General features: G+C 44.7%; 14 protein-coding genes. 8 read left to right on the top strand and 6 right to left on the bottom strand.

Annotation, left to right across the window (positions count from 1 at the left end; genetic code table 11):
• Window positions 1–74 precede the first annotated feature (74 nt).
• On the bottom strand, window positions 75–1,829 hold the full coding sequence (locus tag FHS10_RS14595) for a M61 family metallopeptidase (RefSeq protein WP_259091705.1): 1,755 nt from the start codon (window positions 1,827–1,829) through the stop codon (window positions 75–77).
• A gap of 166 nt (window positions 1,830–1,995) precedes the next feature.
• Between FHS10_RS14595 and FHS10_RS14590 the strand changes: the two genes are divergently transcribed.
• From FHS10_RS14590 to FHS10_RS14565, 6 genes are read left to right on the top strand one after another with little or no spacing between them, the layout of a single operon-like run.
• On the top strand, window positions 1,996–2,451 hold the full coding sequence (locus FHS10_RS14590) for a MarR family winged helix-turn-helix transcriptional regulator (protein ID WP_259091704.1): 456 nt from the start codon (window positions 1,996–1,998) through the stop codon (window positions 2,449–2,451).
• Between the two features lie 13 nt (window positions 2,452–2,464).
• Window positions 2,465–3,544: an efflux RND transporter periplasmic adaptor subunit gene (locus FHS10_RS14585; protein ID WP_259091703.1), complete on the top strand. Its 1,080-nt coding sequence runs from the start codon at window positions 2,465–2,467 to the stop codon at window positions 3,542–3,544.
• Between the two features lie 4 nt (window positions 3,545–3,548).
• Window positions 3,549–6,677 (top strand): efflux RND transporter permease subunit, encoded by a 3,129-nt coding sequence (locus FHS10_RS14580; protein WP_259091702.1) that lies wholly within the window; start codon window positions 3,549–3,551, stop codon window positions 6,675–6,677.
• A 5-nt stretch (window positions 6,678–6,682) separates the two neighbouring features.
• A complete protein-coding gene (locus FHS10_RS14575) occupies window positions 6,683–8,002 on the top strand; it encodes a TolC family protein (RefSeq protein WP_259091701.1) in 1,320 nt (439 codons plus the stop codon).
• Between the two features lie 53 nt (window positions 8,003–8,055).
• Window positions 8,056–8,436: a response regulator gene (locus FHS10_RS14570; protein WP_259091700.1), complete on the top strand. Its 381-nt coding sequence runs from the start codon at window positions 8,056–8,058 to the stop codon at window positions 8,434–8,436.
• Window positions 8,433–9,287 carry an N-acetylglucosamine kinase gene (locus tag FHS10_RS14565; protein WP_259091699.1) on the top strand — a complete coding sequence of 285 codons (855 nt, stop codon included), beginning with the start codon at window positions 8,433–8,435 and terminating at the stop codon, window positions 9,285–9,287. The genes FHS10_RS14570 and FHS10_RS14565 overlap by 4 nt, the downstream gene beginning before the upstream one ends.
• Window positions 9,288–9,754: 467 nt before the next feature.
• Here FHS10_RS14565 and lnt read toward each other — a convergent pair whose 3' ends face one another.
• From lnt to rsmI, 3 genes are read right to left on the bottom strand one after another with little or no spacing between them, the layout of a single operon-like run.
• Window positions 9,755–11,380, bottom strand: a complete 1,626-nt coding sequence (gene lnt, locus FHS10_RS14560) for an apolipoprotein N-acyltransferase (protein WP_259091698.1) — start codon at window positions 11,378–11,380, stop codon at window positions 9,755–9,757.
• A gap of 18 nt (window positions 11,381–11,398) precedes the next feature.
• A complete protein-coding gene (locus FHS10_RS14555; RefSeq protein WP_259091697.1) occupies window positions 11,399–11,935 on the bottom strand; it encodes a DUF1572 domain-containing protein in 537 nt (178 codons plus the stop codon).
• 6 nt (window positions 11,936–11,941) lie between these two features.
• Complete coding sequence (gene rsmI, locus FHS10_RS14550) at window positions 11,942–12,670, bottom strand: 16S rRNA (cytidine(1402)-2'-O)-methyltransferase (protein WP_259091696.1); 729 nt, start codon at window positions 12,668–12,670, stop codon at window positions 11,942–11,944.
• 179 nt (window positions 12,671–12,849) lie between these two features.
• Between rsmI and serS the strand changes: the two genes are divergently transcribed.
• Entirely contained in the window at window positions 12,850–14,118 is a 1,269-nt protein-coding gene (serS, locus tag FHS10_RS14545; RefSeq protein ID WP_259091695.1) for a serine--tRNA ligase, read from the top strand.
• A gap of 320 nt (window positions 14,119–14,438) precedes the next feature.
• Here the strand turns inward: serS and FHS10_RS14540 are convergent, their stop codons facing one another.
• The gene (locus FHS10_RS14540) at window positions 14,439–14,852 is read right to left on the bottom strand and encodes a hypothetical protein (protein ID WP_259091694.1); all 414 of its coding nucleotides are present in this window, start codon (window positions 14,850–14,852) and stop codon (window positions 14,439–14,441) included.
• Between the two features lie 314 nt (window positions 14,853–15,166).
• Here FHS10_RS14540 and FHS10_RS14535 point away from each other — a divergent pair, with 314 nt between their 5' ends.
• Entirely contained in the window at window positions 15,167–17,845 is a 2,679-nt protein-coding gene (locus FHS10_RS14535; protein WP_259091693.1) for a ThuA domain-containing protein, read from the top strand.
• 178 nt (window positions 17,846–18,023) lie between these two features.
• On the opposite strand, the gene gltX is transcribed toward FHS10_RS14535, so the two are convergent.
• Window positions 18,024–19,583, bottom strand: a complete 1,560-nt coding sequence (gene gltX / locus FHS10_RS14530; RefSeq protein ID WP_259091692.1) for a glutamate--tRNA ligase — start codon at window positions 19,581–19,583, stop codon at window positions 18,024–18,026.
• Between the last annotated feature and the right edge of the window lie 47 nt (window positions 19,584–19,630).

Genomic DNA, 19,630 nt, shown 5'->3' with positions numbered 1-19,630 from the left:
GGGTAGTAAAGATGTTTAAATAGAAAAAGCCTCGATAATTCAAGGCTTTTTTATTTAAATAAAAAGGGTTGAGTTTACAAGCTCAGCCATTTTTTACGCACCGCCAGCTGCTGTGGCGTTGGGCTATCTAACGATACAATTTTATATTTTACACGGTTGCTTTTTAATAAGGTAACCGGTAAGGTAATATTTTGGCCGTCGCGGCTTACGGTTACCTGTATTTTGTCGCCGGGCTTTTTGCCGGCTATAAGGTTGGCTGCGTCGGTAATGGGATTGCCGTCAATGGCGGTAATTTCGTCGTTAACGTTAATGCCGTCAATATAGCCTGCGGTACCGCGGGTTACACCTGTTACAATTACTTTTTTAGCTGCGGTTGTACCGGTTGTAATGCCCAGGGCAGCGTCGTTATTATCAGCAAGCTCGTCGTTAATTTTATAGCCCGCATAGCCAAGGTATTTGTTGTAATCAACCGGATCAAGGCCGTTAATGTATTTTTTATAAAAATCATCAAGCTTTTTGCCGGCAAACATTTCAAAGCCTTTTTTAAACTCGGCATCGGTATAACCGCGTTTTTTGGTTTTGTAATAGGTATTGTACATATACTTCATTACATCATCCAAATGGTATTTTTGGTTTGAGCTGTTGATAATCTCCAAATCAAGCATCATACCAATAATAGCACCCTTGGTATAGTACGATATGGTGGTATTGTTTGAGTTTTCGTTAGGGCGATATCCTTTTATCCAGGCATCAAAACTGCTTTCGGCCACGGTTTGTACGTTTTTGCCTGGCAGGTTTTCCAGTATATTAAACTCGTTGGCTATCTGATCAAGGTAGTTCTCTGGTGGGTACAGGTTAGTACGGCGTACCGCTATCTCCTGGTAATACTCGGTAAAGCCTTCGGCTATCCAAAGGTTAGTGGTATAATTTTCGTTATCGTAATCAAACGGGCCTAACACTATCGGTCTTAAGCGTTTAACATTCCAAAGGTGAAAATGCTCATGCGCAACCAACCCCAGGAAACCCTGGTAGCCTTTTTCTGAAGCATAATTATCGCGCGAAGCACCTAAAACAGTCGAACTCAAATGCTCAATACCACCGCCACCGCGCAGGTGATTGTGTACTATAAAAGTATAATGCTTGTTTGGGTTTTCGCCAAATACAGCAGCTTCCTGCTCAATAATGGCGTGCATATCTTTTTTAAGGCGTTCTTTATCATAGTTGCCGCCGCCATACATACATACCTCGTATTTGACGCCGTTTACATCAAAGCCAAAAATATCCTGGTTACCTACCTCGATAGGCGAATCGAACAGGATATCAAAATTAGGTGAATGCCTTACAAACGGGTTGTTGTTAACCATTTCTAAACTGGTTGATACTTTACTCCAGTCTTTATAAGGCACAATGGTAATGGTTGATGGTGAGTGCAGCATATTGGCAGGATAAATAAAAATACCCGATGTTGACAAAAACGCGTGCGATACGTCAAGGTAACTGGTGCGCACTGAGTTTTCATTGGCGTAAACGCGATATTTAATGGTTACCGCGGCTTTTCCCTTAGTATTAACGCGCCAGGTGTTTTTATTGATCTTAGGCGATGCTACAATTTGGCCGTTAATATTGGCGCTAAAGGCCTCTATATTTTTAGCGAACTCCCTTACTAAGTATGAGCCAGGTGTCCATACGGGCATCTTTAGGTCGAGTGTGTTTTGTTTTAGCCCGGTGATATGCATCTCAATTTCGGCGTAGTGTGCCTGCGCCTCGGGGAAGGAAACATTGTAGGATATATTGGCAGAGGGCTGCGCCTGCGCGGCGGATAAATTCATAAACAGTAAAATTAATGATACAGTTGCGGTCAGCTTAATTGGTTTCATGCCCGCAAGATATAAAATTTATGGTTTTTCGGGATGCCTGGGTTTTAGGCACTTGTAAAATGGTTGATACATGCAACTAATAATCTGGCGGGGTGTTATGTTTGCGGCACTTATAAACATGCAGATAGTAGAACCCATATCCCGGAAACTGATACGCCTTGGTAAGTTATACCTTAATGTATTGGCCAGGCATACCGAGCACCTGGATTTGAAACGGTACCATTTTATACTATCGCTTATTTATTATCACGATGGGCAGCTTACGCAAAACGCGCTGGCGCAAATATTGGATAAAGATAAATCGGCCATGGTGAGCATTATTAACCTGCTAAGCGCAAAAGGTTTTGTTTACCGCGACAGCAACCCTCACGATAAGCGCGAACATTTACTGCGCGTTACCGAAAAGGCAAAAATAGCAGTACCGCAAATTGTTGAAACCTTTGAACACATCAATAGCGATATCACCAAAGGTATAACAGCCCGCGAAATGAAAATTTTTGAAAGCGTACTGCAAAAAATGCAGCTGAACATAAAACCATTACAACCCAACCCAAATCAAAAAATCGCAAAATGATTGCCGATACAGTATGAAAACAAAATATATCATTTACACGGCCCTGGCTTTGCTGGTAGCTTATTTAGTTTACAACAAGTTTTTTAGTAAAGCCGCAAAGGAAAGTGCGGCTGCACAAGCCGGCGGCAAAAGCGGCAAAAAGAAGAACGGTCCGGTAAACGTTAATATTATGATTGTGAAGGATACCGCCGTAAACAATATTATTGATGTAACCGGCAGCATTGATGCCAACGAAAAGGTGAGTCTGGTAAGCCAAACCGCAGGTAACATTACCGGCATTTATTTTAACGAAGGCAGCAAGGTGCAAAAAGGGCAGCTGCTGGTTAAAGTTTATAACCAGGACCTGGAGGCATCATTACAACAAAACCAGTACCAGGTAACATTAGCCAAACAGGTGGAGTACCGTAATAAGGTATTGCTGCAAAAAGAAGCGATAAGCCAGGAAGAGTATGATACATCGCTTACCTCATTAAACTCATTAAAGGCTGCTGCCGATGTGATTAAAGCACAGATTGCACGTACCGAGATCCGCGCGCCGTTTTCGGGCACCATTGGTTTGCGCAACGTGAGTCCGGGTAGCTATCTGTCGCCCGCGGCTCCTATAGCCCAGTTGGTAAACATCGATCCGGCTAAAATTACATTTTCGGTACCGGAAAGGTACCTGACCATATTGGGTGTTGGCAGCAAGATAAGGTTCAATACCGAAAGTTCAAGAGAAAACTTTACAGGCACGGTTTACGCCATTGAGCCATCAATTGATGTTAACTCGCGTACCATTACCGTGCGGGCCAAAGCGCCAAATCCTAAAGGTTTATTAACCGCGGGCAGTTTTGCCAAAATAAATTTAACACTCGATCAAATTCCCAAAACCATCCTGTTACCTACCGAGGCCGTTATTCCCGATTTAAAGAGCAGTATCGTTTACGTTGCCCATAACGGAGTAGCGGTGTCAAGACCGGTAAAAACAGACTTACGTACCGATACCAGGATCCAAATAATTGACGGTTTAAAGCCTGGCGATAGCGTGGTTGTATCGGGTTTGATCCAAATGCGTCCTAAGGTGCCTTTAAAAATCAATAAAGTAATTAAGTAACACCATGAGTTTATCCTCAGTTAGTATAAAAAGGCCGGTATTGGCGACAGTAATGTCTGTAGTTATTGTTGTGTTTGGTATTATCGGCTACAAGTTTTTAGGTGTGCGGGATTTCCCATCGGTAGATCCGCCTATTATTTCGGTATCTACCAGCTACTCTGGCGCCAATGCCGATGTAATCGAATCGCAAATTACCGAGCCATTGGAGAAATCCATCAATGGTGTACCAGGTATCCGCAATATATCATCAACCAGCTCAGTTGGTTCAAGTAATATCACGGTTGAGTTTGACCTGGATGCCGATCTGGAAACTGCCGCGAATGATGTGCGCGATAAAGTAGCCCAGGCCCAGCGCCAGCTCCCACAGGACATTAACGCGCCGCCGGTAGTTACCAAAGCCGATGCCAGCGCCGATCAGATCATCACCCTTACCGTAAGCAGCGACACGCGTAACATTACGCAGTTAGATGATTATGCCGAGAACGTTTTGCAGGAAGGTTTGCAAACCATACCCGGTGTAAGTACCATTAACATACAGGGCCAGCGTCAGTACGCCATGCGTTTATGGATAGATCCTAATAAACTATCGGCCCTGGGCTTAACCGCCACCGATATTGGTGCGGCCTTATCTAAAGAAAACGTGGAGCTGCCCGCCGGTAAAATTGAAGGCAATAATACCGAAGTAACCATTAGGGCACTGGGTAAGCTATCAACAGAAAAAGACTTTAACAACCTTATTATACGTGCCGATAGCAGTCGGGTTATCCACCTGAGCGATATTGGCTACGCGGTTCTGGGTTCGGCTAATGAGGAAACCATCTTTAAAGAATCGGGGGTACCTATGGTGGGTCTGGCTATTGTGCCGCAGCCAGGAGCCAACTATGTACAAATTGCCAAAGATTTTTATACCAGGCTGGCCCAGATCAAGAAAGATCTTCCGCCGGATATTTCGGTAAAAGTAGCTTTGGATAATACCCGGTTCATTAACCAATCCATTACCGAGGTGCAGGAAACGTTGATCATATCGTTTATACTGGTGGTTATCATTATCTACCTGTTTTTCCGCGATTGGCTTATCGCTTTCCGCCCGCTGATAGATATCCCGGTATCCCTGATCGGCGCGTTTTTTATCATGTATATTTTTGGGTTCTCTATCAATATTCTTACCCTGCTGGGTATTGTACTGGCAACTGGTTTAGTGGTAGATGATGGTATTGTGGTAACCGAAAACATTTACAAAAAGGTAGAGGCTGGTATGGCTATCCGCAAGGCTGCTTTTGAAGGTTCGGCCGAGATCTTTTTCGCGGTGGTATCTACATCGGTAACACTGGCCGCTGTGTTTTTGCCAATTGTTTTTTTACAGGGCTTTACAGGCCGCTTGTTTCGCGAGTTTGCGGTCGTCGTCGCCGGCGCGGTGTTGATCTCTGCTTTTGTATCCCTGAGTTTAACACCTATGCTTAACGTAAAGCTGATTCGTAAGAGTAACAAAAAATCGAAGTTTTACGAACGGACCGAGCCGTTTTTTGTGAACATGACCACCTCGTATACAGAAACGCTCATCAGGTTTATGAAAGTGCGTTGGGTATCGTTTGTGATCCTGGCGGTATCATTGGTTATCATTGGCGTATTGGTTAAGGTTATCCCATCTGAGCTTGCGCCGTTGGATGATCGCAGTTTACTGCGTTACAGCGTAACCGGATCTGAAGGTGCCACTTACGAGTATATGACCAGATACATGGATAAGGTATCTAACCTGGTTGCCGATTCCATCCCTGAGGCCAATATCAACCTGGAAATTGTTTCGCCATCCTTTGGCGGTGGCGGTTCGGCAAACTCCGGCTTTGGCCGTATTGGTTTAACCGCACCAGACGAACGTACGCGTACCCAGCAACAACTGGCCGACTGGATGAATAAAAAATTAAGTAAAATGCCCGATGCCCGTGCCATTGTAGTGCAGGAGCAAACCATAAGCGGCGGCGGTAGCGGCGCACGTACATCATTACCGGTACAATATGTAATACAAAACCAGGATTTTGAAAAGATAAGGAAAGTGCTGCCGCAGTTTTTTGCTGAGGTATCGCGCAGCCCGGTTTTCCAGGGAACGGATGTAAACCTTAAATTTACCAAGCCCGAGCTGAGGGTTGTTACCGATAGGGACAGGGCAAGGGATTTAGGTGTTTCTGTTGATGATATTGCACAAACCCTGCAGCTTTATTATAGTGCCGGGAGGTTAGATTATTTTCTCATTAACGGAAAGCAATACCAGGTGATAGCCCAGGTTGATAGAGCCAATCGCGATCAGCCGTTGGATTTGCGATCTGTATATGTGCGCAGCACCAAGGGCAACCTGGTGCAGTTGGATAACGTAGTAAAAACAACCGAGGGTGCTACGCCTCCTGCTATTTATCATTTTAACCGCTACAAATCGGCCACCATACAGGCCGGCCTGGCACCGGGTAAAACCGTTGGCGATGGTATTGCCGAAATGGACCGGATATCAAAAAGTCTTTTAGACGATACTTTTAGCACAGCTTTAAGTGGGCCCTCACGTGATTATGCCGAAGGTTCGTCAAATATTTTGTTTGCCTTTGGTTTTGCACTGTTGCTGATATACCTGGTATTGGCCGCCCAGTTTGAAAGCTTTATGGATCCATTTATAGTAATGCTTACCGTACCGCTGGCAATTTCGGGCGCGTTCCTGTCTTTATGGTTGTTTAACCAAACACTTAATATTTTTAGCGAGATAGGCATCATTACCCTGGTAGGTTTGGTAACCAAAAACGGTATCCTTATTGTAGAGTTTGCCAACCAACGGATGGAACATGGCGTTGCCAAGTATGAGGCCGCCGTTGAGGCCGCAACCGCGCGTTTACGCCCAATATTAATGACCAGCTTAGCTGTGGTGTTGGGGTCGGTACCTATCGCGTTCGCGTTGGGAGCAGGTGCAAAAAGCCGTACATCGCTGGGGATAGTAATTATGGGCGGCATGCTGTTTTCATTGGTGTTAACCTTATACATTATACCATTGATGTATGTGATCTTCGCCTCAAAAACCCGCCGCGACCCTGATGAAGAACCGGAAGAAGAAACCGCGGCAGAACACAAAGAAATAAAATTGATTGAAAATCTTTAAGCGATATGATCATTAAAAAAATAGCGTTCCTGGTTTTTTGCTGTGCCATTTTGGGTGTACAGGCCATGGCGCAGGATGCCCCGATGCTTACCCTTAAGGAAGCGGTGGAGATAGCCCTGAAAAACAACTATAATATTAAGCTATCGCAAAATAATAAAACCCTTGCTGCTAACAATGTTACATTGGGTAATGCCGGTGTTTTGCCAAAGGTTAATGGCAATTTTGCATCAACCAACAGCCGTTTAACCACAAAGCAAACCCGAAGCGATGGTACTGTTAATAATATCAATAACGCGCCTAATACAGGGATTAACTATGGCGTAGCCCTCAACTGGACCATTTTTGACGGCTTTGGAATGTTTGCCAACTACGATAGGTTAAAGCAGCTTGATCAGTTAGGCGCTTTACGGTTGCAGGATACCATACAAAATACGGTAGCCACGGTTATCAATACCTATTACGACCTTATCAGCCAAAACGAGCAGATCAAGGCTTTAAAAGGAGCCATTGATATTTCGCACACCCAGCTGCGTTACGCCAATGATAAATTTCATGTTGGCCGGGCATCTAAATTAGATGTGCTGAATGCGCAGGTAAATTTAAATACCGATACTGCTAACCTGGTTACCCAGTCCCAGCTGTTTAAAACCTTAAAAATTCAGCTAAACCAGCTCCTGGTACGCGATCTGCAAACCGATTTCTCTGTTGCCGATACCATCATGATTGATGAAAAGCTGATGTTAGGCGACATCATCAACAACGCGCAATCACAAAACCCGGCCATATTATCGGCCCAGTTAAACCGCCGCCTGGCCGAGATCAACCTGAAACAGGTGCGCGCTACCCGTTACCCGCAGGTGGGCGTAACCACAGGCTATACCTTTAGTGATAATAAAACGCCTGCAGGTTTTACCCTGGCGCAAAATCAACATGGGCTAAACTACGGCTTAACCGCCACCATCAATATTTTTGATGGCTTTAACCAAACCCGTAAGGAACGAAATGCCAAAATCCAGATAGATAATGCCAATATTTCGGCCAAACAAATCCAGCTTAATATCGAAACGCAGGTAAATACGCTGTTTGCCGCGTACCTATCAGGCCTGGATTTGATAAGGCTTGGGCAGGCTAATGTGGTTATAGCCAAAAAGAACCTTGATATTTCATTAGAAAAATACAAACTGGGCAATATTACCCCGTTGGAGATCCGCGAGGCACAGCGTAATTACCTTGCAGCACAGTCAACTTTCTTTGCCGCCCAGTATCAATCTAAACAAGCCGAAATTACTTTGAAACAAATTACCAACAGTATCAGTATACAGTAAATACCCAAAAAGTATTGTTTTTTATTTGTTTGTAAACGCATATCTTTGAAAAGATGTCAAATCGCTACAAAACCTGCCTGCTGATTGATGATAACTACATCGATAACTTTGTGACGCGCAAGGTTTTGGAAGCCAGCAATTTTGCCGAAACTATCATTGTACGCCAATCGCCAACAGAGGCTATTGATTCGTTGCGTTTCGGTGTGATCAGGCCCGACGTTATTTTCCTGGATATCCGGATGCCTACTATGAGCGGGTTTGAGTTTTTACAGGAGTATGATCGGTTGGATATCGAAAAAAAAGACATCAAAATATTTATGCTTTCATCATCGCTTGACCCTGTTGATATGAAACAATCGGCAAGCAATAAATATATTACACAGTTTATCCATAAGCCATTAACTACAAAGGCTCTTGAGGAACTTATTGCATGATTTTAGTAGCTGATAGCGGATCTTCAAAAACAGACTGGTTACTACATATTCCTCAACAGGAACCGGTTTCATTCAAAACATCGGGCTTAAACCCATATTTTTTAAGCGAAAAGGAAATTGCCCGTATCATTTATGACCAGGTGCCAGAGATGCTGGCTTATGCCGATAGGGTAGAGGAGATCTATTTTTTTGGGGCAGGCTGCTCCAGCCCTGATAGACATGAAATTGTATCAAACGCCATAAGCGGCTATTTTCCTAAAGCCTATATTTGTGTAGATAGCGACCTTTTGGGTTGCGCCTATGCAACCTGTGGACATGAAAAAGGCTTATGCTGTGTGTTGGGCACCGGCTCAAATATTTCTTTTTTTGATGGCGAAGATATTTTTGAAGGCCACCACGGTTTAGGGTATGTTTTGGGCGATGAAGGAGCCGGTACCTGGTTTGGCAAAACCCTCATCACCGATTTTTTGTATGGGCTTATGCCTGCCGATATCAACCGCAAATTTGAGGAGACCTATCACCTTAACAAGGATATTGTTATCAAAAACGTATACCAAAAACCTAACGGGAATACTTACCTGGCTACATTCTCTAAATTTGTGAGCGAGATTAAGACAACTCCCTACGGACAGGCACTTTTAGAAAAAGGCTTAACCGAATTTATTGAAACCAATATTAAATCGTACCCCGAATATCATAAGTACAAATGCCATTTTGTAGGCTCCATAGCCTATTTTTTTGCCGAAGAACTTACCTCCCTTTGCCACCAGGCAGGTGTAAAAACCGGCAAAGTGATCAAACAACCCATACACGATTTGCTGGCGTTTATTATTAAAAGGAATGAGAGGTAGATTTTTGGATGTGCAGATTTCAGATGTGCAGATGAAAAAGCATTGGCCGCCGGCGCTGCCGCAAGCGTCCCGCTTGTGGTCCGCGTTTCGATTGTCGATAATCAAGTGGTTAGGCGTATGCAAAGTATACTCCTAACCTAAAAAAGCGGTCATTCTGAACGTTTGAAGAATCTAATCTGCGCCATGCCTGTTCGTCTTGCGCCGTTCGCTAATAGATGCTTTATTGCTACCCATGACGTGTTTAAAAACCACCTGTCATGCTGAGGAACGAAGCATCTATTTACGCCATACATTTTCGCCCTGTAAAGTTCGCTAATAGATGCTTCGTTCCTCAGCATGACAGGGTGGAGAGGGTAGCTTTATATTGTCATTCCATCTTCAGAATTTCGCGAAATTTTACAACTCGGCATAACAGGGGGAGAGGTTGAGTTGGTGAAGGAAGCCTGGGTTTTTACGCCACAATCATTTTACACAACCGCTACTTTCTTCCTCAACCATGGCTTCACCCCAATAAACAATATCAACAAAACAGCAATTGCGCTGCCCGCTTTGGGCAGATAATCACCGTGTTCCACGTAGAACGTAATATCGGAGTTGAGGTTGATATCCTGTTTAATGGCGGTTTTTGTCCACCATTTGGTTTGTTGTACAACATCGCCGCGCTGGTTGATAAATGCCGAGATGCCGGTATTGGCCGACTGCGCCACCCACCTGCGGGTTTCAATAGCACGAAGCTTGGCATAATCAAGGTGCTGATCTTTCCCCGATGTGTTTTCCCACCAGCCATCATTGGTAATAATGGCGATGAACTGCGCCCCTTTTTTTACTGACCGGGCCACGTAAGCACCATAGATAGATTCGTAGCAGATAACCGGATCGACCCCAATACCGCTTTGCGAATAAAAAACCTCGGCGTCCGACTGGGTACCATACACCCCCGTAGCACCGCCAAGGTGTTCAAATACCGGCTTCAAAAATGAAAGCGCATTACCAAACGGCATTGATTCTGCTCCAGGTACCAGGCGCGATTTATGATAAAACTGGGGTTTGCCCTCGTTTTCGATATTGATAGCAGTGCTAAAGTTATCCATAAAAACACCCTGCTCCTGTGTTGGGCTTGCGGTTGGTGTTGCGCGGTTGTTGTATAGCTTATAGGTTTCGCCGCCGGTAAGCAGGTTGCCGTTTTTATAATCGCGTAAAAAGTAATGGGCCTGTTTATAATAACGGTCGGTTAAGATCCTGTCCTCGTCCATATAGTCGGGGATGGCAGTTTCGGGCCATAAAAAAAACTCGGTATTAGGCTGCGCTATATCCCGCGAGAGGTGGATCATGATATCTATTTGCAATGCAGTTGGGATGGTTCCTTCCTTATCGTATGGATCGATATTGGGCTGAACAGCAACAATATTCGATGGGTCGGGCTGTTCAGTATAATTATAATAGGTATATAAAGAAAAGCTGATAGGGCATACAATAGCCAGCACAAAAGCACTGATGAGCCTTAACCTTACTTTTTTTGTTTGCGCCTCGCGCAGCCCCATATAAATTAAAAACGCCAGGATATTTACAATCCATATCCAAACGGTACCGCCATAAACCCCGGTATACTCATACCACTGCACCCATTGGTGGCTTACCGCAAAACCGTTGCCAAGCGTCATCCATGGAAAATTGAGGTCCCAGCTTTGGTGCAGGTATTCGTAGCCTATCCACAGGCAAACCAGGCCGGCCAGACTCCAGTTACGGCCGGTTAATAGCCTTAGCCGGTAATACAACCAGCAAGCCGTAGCCATTAACAACGGGCCGAGCGAGTAAGGAATGAGCGTAATGGGTATAGCCACCACCTGGCCAACTATTTTAAGCGCGTTATAAACCCAGTAAACAGAGGCGGTATTCCAAACAAAAAAACCAATGAAAGCCGTATTGAAGATCTGCCTTCCTTTTTTTGCCGATGTGGATTGAATGACGTTTTCTATCGCCAGTAGCATCGGTACAAAACCAATAAAAAGCAGGAAGGTTGTATAAGGCGTTGGCGGCCATCCTATCCATAGTAATAAACCGGAAAGAAAGGCTAAAGGAAGATTTTTTTTCATTAATATGTGTTGTCGAAACTATTTGAACGTGCCGCCCGGGTTGGCAAATTTATCGGCGTTGTATTTTTCGGAATTGCCTTTGGGGATTGATAGTGATTGCCACTTGCCGCCGGCAATCATCTTGCCTATAAAAACTATCTGCCCAACATGGTATGGATAATGCGCCAGCTGCCGGTTGATGGCATCTTCAATGCGGTGCGGCTCGTTGCGGATGTAAATGGTTTTTTCCCAGTCGTCGGCACTAATGGAGTTTAAGGCATCAAACAGGCAATCCCAGCCGGTGTTCCAGGTATCCAACAGGTTTTCGCGGGTACTTACCGTATCCTCAAATTCGGTATCGCGATTGCGCCAGGTTTTTTCGCCATCTGAGGTTAAAAAATCCGTCCAGCGGGAAAGCATATTGCCGGCCATGTGCTGTATGATAATGGCAATGCTGTTGCTCTCGTCATTAAAGCGCCAAAACAGGTCGGCATCATTCAATTGCTCAAATGTTCTTTCGCCTAATTTGCGGTAATAGGCAAACTGGGTTATTGCGCTGTTAAGGTATGCTTCCATGGCGTGTTAATCTTCAGTGTCGTATTTATATTTGTCTTTTGACGATTTTACCTCCGGTTCGGCCCCGGCAACGCACATTACAAACTCACCTTTCAGCGGATGTGTTTCAAAGTACAGTTTTACCTCTGCAACTGTGCCTCGTACCGTTTCCTCAAACATTTTGGTCAGTTCGCGCGACACCGAGATCTGGCGGTCGGCACCAAAATAGGTAGCCATTTCTTCCAGTGTTTTCAATAAACGGTGTGGCGATTCGTATAGTATAATGGTGCGCTCCTCGGTGGCTAAAAATTTAAAGCGTGTTTGGCGGCCTTTTTTAAGCGGCAAAAAACCTTCAAAGCAAAACTTATCTGTAGGGAAGCCCGAATTAACCAGCGCCGGTACAAAAGCCGTGGCCCCGGGCAAACATTCAACAGCGATATTAAATTTTAAAGCCTCGCGCACCAGGAAAAAGCCAGGATCAGATATGGCCGGCGTACCCGCGTCAGAGATCAAAGCAATGTTTTGTCCCTGCAGCAAAAACTTGATGATCTCGTTTGATGATTGATGTTCATTATGCTGATGGTGCGCGAATACCTTTTGCTGAATGTCAAAGTGCTTTAATAAGGGTGCCGAAGTACGTGTATCCTCAGCCAGGATCAGGTCGACTTCTTTCAATATACGAAGCGCGCGAAGGGTGATATCTTCTAAATTACCTATTGGTGTTGGTACTAAATATAATTTGCCTGTTTGGTTCATAGTTAATAGTTCATGGTTCATAGCCTATGGAGTATCGTTTATAATAAAAGCTACCGTACAATATTCACAGATCTGCTATGAACCATGAACTATACGCCATGAACTAAATTCACAAATCAGCCATGAACTATGAACTATAAACTATGAACTAATTATATCTTTGCCTAAAAAATAAAATAATGCTGCAAGTTAGTTATATCCGTGATAACAGGGAACAGGTTTTAGAGCGTTTGGCTGTAAAAAATTTTAAACAGCCAGAGTTAGTTGATGAAATAATTGAGTTAGACGATAAACGCCGTTCAACCCAAACCAGCATGGATAACGTATCGGCCGAGGCCAATGCAGCTGCCAAACAAATTGGCGAACTGATGCGCGGTGGCAAAAAAGCCGAGGCGGAAGAGATCAAAGCAAAAACCGGTGCCTGGAAAGAAGACATCAAAAAATTTGGTGACCTGCTTGCCGCTACCGAAGAAGAGCTTTACCAGAAATTGGTTTTATTGCCCAACCTGCCACACAGCTCGGTACCCAAAGGCTTAACGCCCGAAGAAAACGAGGTTGTTTTAGAGAATGGTGCCAAGCCCGAGCTGCCAGCGAATGCATTGCCGCACTGGGAACTGGCCGCTAAATATAACCTGATAGATTTTGAATTGGGTGTTAAAATAACCGGCGCGGGTTTCCCGGTATATAAAAACAAAGGGGCCAAGCTGCAACGCGCACTTATTAATTATTTTATTGACGAAGCCGAAAAAGCTGGCTACAGCGAAGTAAGCGTACCGCTGATGGTGAACGAAGCATCTGGGTTTGGTACATCACAGTTGCCCGATAAGGAAGGCCAGATGTACTATGTTGGTATAGATAACCTATACCTGATCCCAACTGCCGAAGTGCCGATCACCAACATGTTTAGGGATGTGATCTTGAAAGCCGATGAGTTGCCGGTAAAAAATTGCGGTCATACACCATGCTTCCGCCGCGAGGCTGGTTCATATGGCGCACACGTGCGCGGGTTGAACCGCTTACACCAGTTTGATAAGGTAGAAATTGTACAGGTTGTACACCCCGATACTTCATATGATACGTTGGAGCAAATGAGCGCCCATGTACAGGGCCTGTTGAAAAATCTGGGCCTGCCATACCGCGTGTTGCGCCTTTGCGGTGGCGACATGGGTTTCGGCTCGGCCTTAACTTACGATATGGAAACCTGGAGCGCCGCCCAGCAACGCTGGCTGGAGGTATCATCAGTATCAAACTTCGAGACATTTCAAAGCAACCGCCTAAAACTGCGTTTCCGCAATGCCGAAGGGAAAACGCAATTAGCGCACACCCTTAACGGCAGCGCCCTGGCCTTGCCACGTATTGTTGCTACTTTGTTAGAAAATAACCAAACAGAGAATGGCATTAAGATACCGGAGGTGTTGGTGCCTTATACTAAGTTTGAGTGGATTTAGCCTCCTAAAGCTACCGTGTACTCACATCTTTTTGGAGTCATATCATTAACAAAAAACGTTGTCATTTCGAACGAACCAGTAGGGATTGCGCGCCGGAGGTGAGGAGAAATCTTGTAAAAGCGGACATTCGGCCGTGCAAGGCGTACAAGATTTCTCCTCGCACCCCCGCTTTTTCCCGCGCTTGCTCGTTCGAAATGACATTTTCTTTAAACAAAAAAGATGTGGGTACACGGTGGCCCCTAAAGGGGTAGCTTTTTGAATTTAGAACCTGTTTGTCATTGCCGCCCTGCGCTCGCCATGACAAATTTTACTAAATAATTTTAATTCGAAGCCTTCGCCAGCAAACTCATTACCGTAGCATCAAAAACATTGGTAACAGCGGCTACCATGTTTTTGCCTTTTTGGGGTTGTTTAAAATCGTGAGGATAAAAGATCTGATCAACACCTAACACTTTTAACAGGGCATCTACTTTGGTGTGTTCCTTTTGTTTATAGCAGCAGATCTTTATTTTGTTGTAAGCTGTATTTGATTGAATGCGGCGTAGAATCTTTTCAATGTCGGTGCTCAAATGATCGTAATCAAAAATCACTACATTGGGTTTTTGTTCATGAATGGATGGGAAAATGTTACCGGTAGCAGAAATGTGGCGGAACTGTTTATTGTTCGGCAACAGCTCTACCGAAAAATTATCGGGAGCAACCAATAGCACGTTCTTAGACCGTATACGGATCATGACATTTAATTAAGGGGACTTAAAAGTAATTCATAAACCCCACTTTGTCAATAATTTATTACTTTTTATAATAAATTAATACTAAATACTCAATTTTGTTACAATCGTGACGATTTCATGTCCATTGGCTTTCTCAGAAGTAAAACAACTTAACTCAACACCGGGTTTTGTTGCATTGGGCGACGCCAGACCGCTCTCTTTCCCAAATAATTATGTTGTAATATTTAAGATACTTCTATTACGCAATCGATTGAAATGATATCTTTGGGGCCGAAATTATTGTCAAAAAACTGATAAAACCTTTTATTAACCCTATGCGATTAAAACTTACTTTACTGCTGGCGCTTTGTGTGCTGGTATTTAATTTTGGTAAAATAGTCACCAAACCCAAAGTGCTTGTTTTTACCAAAACATCCGGCTTCCATCATGCTTCTATCCCGGTGGGTGCTGCAGCAATTATTAAACTGGGTGTCGAAAACAATTTCTCGGTAGATACCACATCTGATGCCGCGAAAATTACCGAAACCAACCTGTCAAAATATTCGGCGGTTGTGTTTTTAAGCACCACCGGCTATATGCTTAACAACTATCAGCAAGCCGACCTGGAGCGCTACATGCAGGCAGGCGGAAACTACGTTGGCGTACATGCTGCCGCCGATGCGGAGTACGACTGGCTTTGGTATGGGCGCTTAGTGGGCGCTTACTTTGACAGCCACCCTGCCCAGCAAGAGGCTGTTTTAAAAGTGATTGATAAAAACCACCCCGCAACCCGTGCTTTACCTGATGAATGGAAAAGAAAAGATGAGTGGTACAATTTTAAAATGATTAGCCCGGATATTCATGTACTCATCAATATTGATGAAAGCAGCTATCAAGGCGGTACAAATGGCGCAAACCACCCAATGGCCTGGTTCCATAATTTTGAAAATGGCAGGGCCTTTTATACCGAACTTGGCCATACCGACGAATCATACAGCGATCCTGCCTATTTAAAACACCTGCTTGGCGGCATTCAATATGCCATTGGCGATAATAAAAAGTTGGACTATTCAAAATGTACCACGCTGCGTGTGCCCGAAGAAAACCGCTTTAGCAAAACATCGTTGATCCAGGGCACCTTTTACGAGCCGACAGAAATGGCCGTATTACCTAACCTTGATATTTTGGTAACTCAGCGACGCGGCGAGATCATGCTGTTTAAAAATGCCACTAAAACGGTTAAACAAGTTGGCTTTTTAGATGCCTATTTTAAAACGGTACACACCAAAGGCGTTAATGCCGAAGAAGGTGTTCTGGGCTTGCAGATAGACCCTAATTTTAAGGATAACCACTACGTTTACATTTACTACAGCCCTTCAGATACATCGGTTAACCGCCTTTCTCGTTTTACCATGACCGGTGATACTATTGATAATAAAACCGAGAAGGTAGTTTTACAGCTGTATTCGCAGCGCGAGATCTGCTGTCATACTGGTGGTTCTATCGCTTTCGGGCCAGATCATATGCTGTATGTATCTACCGGGGATAACAGTACCCCTTTTGACGAAGGCAAAAACCAGCCGCATGATACTCACGCTTTTGCTCCTTTAGATGATCGTCCCGATTATATAAATCACGATTCAAGGCGTTCGGCTGGTAACACCAACGATTTACGCGGCAAGATATTAAGGATTAAAATGAAGGATGATGGTACATATACCATCCCCGCCGGTAACTTATTTAAGCCAGGCACAGCCGGTACCAAGCCAGAGATTTATGTAATGGGCGATAGAAACCCGTACAGAATTGCCGTTGACAAAAAGAACAGCTACCTGTACTGGGGCGAGGTTGGTCCCGATGCCAATAACGATAGCTTAGCCACTCGCGGACCGCGCGGTTACGATGAGTTTAACCAGGCCAAAGCCGCAGGCTTTTTTGGCTGGCCTTTGTTTATCGGTCCCAATATTCCTTATCGTCCGTATGATTATGCAACCGGTGTGTCTGGACCAGCGTTCGATCCCTTGCACCCTATTAACGATTCAAAAAATAATACTGGATTAAGAGAATTACCACCGGCACAAAAAGCGATGATCTGGTACCCTTACGGCGATTCTAAAGAGTTTCCACAGGTAGGTTCGGGCGGCCGTACTGCCATGGCCGGGCCGATCTATTATTCGGATATGTTCCCTAAAGGCGCGCGTATGCCCGATTACTATAACAAAAAAGTATTTTTTTATGATTGGATCCGCGGCTGGATAAAAGTACTTACCCTGCAGCCAAACGGCGATTTGGATAAAATGGAGCCGTTTATGGCAGGCACTAAATTTAACTCGCCTATTGATATGGAAATGGGTCCGGATGGCCGGATCTATATATTAGAGTATGGCTCTGGTTGGTTCAGTAAAAACAAAGATGCCGGTTTAGCCCGGATTGATTACAATACGGGCAACCGTGCGCCAGAGATAAAAAGCATTGCGGCTAATAAATTATACGGCAAACTGCCATTACCGGTAACGCTTACCGTTGCAGCAACCGATCCGGAGAAAAACAAAATGACCTATACCTGGAACTTAGGTAACGGGGTTAAAAAAACTACTACAGTACCTAAGTTGCTTTACACGTATGTTAAACGGGGCAATTACAATGTATCGGTTTCGGTAGCTGATGATGAAGGCGCGGCCACGCAAAGTAAAACCATAGCCATTTTGGCGGGACAGGATTCGCCTGACCTGAAGCTGAAACTGGCCAATGTAAAAGCCAACGCCGCGGGCATGGCATTAATGATGTCGCTTGATTGCAAGGCCTGCCATAAGGTAGCCGAAAAATCTGTCGGCCCGGCGTTTACCGAGGTTGCTAAAAAGTATCCTAACAACGCGGTATCAACCGGTCACCTTACCAAAAAAGTGATAACCGGGGGGCATGGTGTTTGGGGCGATGTAGATATGCCAGCCCATCCCAACCTGAAACCTGCAGAACTCAAGCAGATCATAAACTGGATCTATTCGCTTAAATAAGCAGTTATGATCATATAGAACGGCCTTGCTGCATTCCGCAGCAAGGCCGTTTTTATTATATGCAAATCCAATATATCATGTCATTGCGAGGAACGAAGCAATCGCGAACTTTGCAAATCTGCCCTGTAAAGCATGAGATTGCTTCGTGCCTCGCAATGACATGGTTTATAAATGGTAATTAAGCCGTAAACGCCTCAACCGCTTTCCCTATTCTGCTCACAGTTTCATCTTTACCCAACAATGCCGCAATATCAAACACATGCGGACCAAACTTGCCGCCAACCAGCATAATGCGGAAAGGCAGCATTACATCGCCAACCTTCAGGCCTTTTGTTTCGGCAAGAGCTTTAAATTTGGCTTCCAGGTCATGGGCTTCAATGGTGTTTTCGGCTTTTAATAACCCCGTAAACGCGCCAAAGAAATCTGTTTTAGCATCTGTCCATTTAGGTTTTACGGCGTTCAAATCGTATTCTTTAGGCTGCTCAAAAAAGTAGCCTGCCTGCTGATAAAAATCGGGCAGTACTACGCAACGATCTTTAATGAGGTTAATAACCGTTTCCAATTTAGCATCATCCGTAACCACTATTCCCTTATCCGCCAAAACAGTGCTAACTGCCAACTTCAAACTGTCAACGGAAGATCGTTTGATCCACTCGGCGCTAAACCATTTGGCTTTTTCAAAATCGAATTTCGCGCCGGCTTTGCTTACTCGATCCAAAGAGAATTTTTCAATCAGTTCGTCAATCGTAAATATTTCCTGGTCGGTACCGTCGTTCCAACCTAAGGTTGCTAACAGGTTAATGAAAGCCTCGGGCAAAAAGCCCAGCTCGCGGAAACCCGGTGTTAACTCATCGGTTTTGGCATCAAACCAACTCATGGCATAAACCGGGAAGCCCAGGCGTGCGCCATCGCGTTTGCTTAGCTTGCCATGACCATCGGGTTTTAATATCAATGGTAAATGCGCCCATTGCGGCATATCGGCTTTCCAACCTAAATATTCCCAAAGCAGCAAATGCACAGGTGCCGATGGCAACCATTCTTCACCGCGGAAAGCGTGGGTTATCTTCATCAGGAAATCATCAACCACAACAGCCAAATGATACGTAGGCATACCATCAGCCTTTAACAATACCTTATCATCAACCTGGTTGGTTTCAAAACTTACATGCCCACGGATGAGGTCATTAAAGCTCACCGTTTCATCGGCAGGCATTTTTATACGTATCACGTGGGGAGTATGCGCATCTAACAGCGCATCAACCTCATGCTGCGGCAACGCGATAGAATTGCGCAAGGCTTCGCGGTGAGCCAGGCCGTATTGAAAGTTGGGGATCTCCTTACGGTTTTTGTCCAGCTCTTCGGCGGTATCAAACGCGTAGTAAGCATGGCCTTGCATAACCAATTGCTCGGCATACTGGCGGTAAGCCGCTTTACGTTCGCTTTGGCGATACGGGGCATAGGGGCCACCGGCTACAGGGCTTTCATCCGGCTGTAAACCGCACCAGGCCAGGCAATCTAAAATATATTGTTCGGCACCTTCCACGTAACGGGTTTGGTCGGTATCCTCAATTCTCAAAACAAAATCGCCGTTGTGTTTTTTGGCGAATAAATAGTTAAACAACACAGTACGCACCCCACCCAGGTGTAAACCACCCGTCGGGCTTGGCGCAAAACGAACTCTTACTTTTTTATCGGTCATGATGAGGGCAAAGATAAGTTGAAAAAGCTTATGGTTCATGGATCATAGTTCATGGTTTTGCTCTTTTACTATTCGGCTATGAACTA

Origin of the sequence: Mucilaginibacter dorajii, from assembly GCF_024808255.1 — a bacterium.
GTDB lineage: Bacteria > Bacteroidota > Bacteroidia > Sphingobacteriales > Sphingobacteriaceae > Mucilaginibacter > Mucilaginibacter dorajii.
Note: the sequence above shows the minus strand (reverse complement) of the source record. Positions and strands in the feature narration are given on the sequence as shown.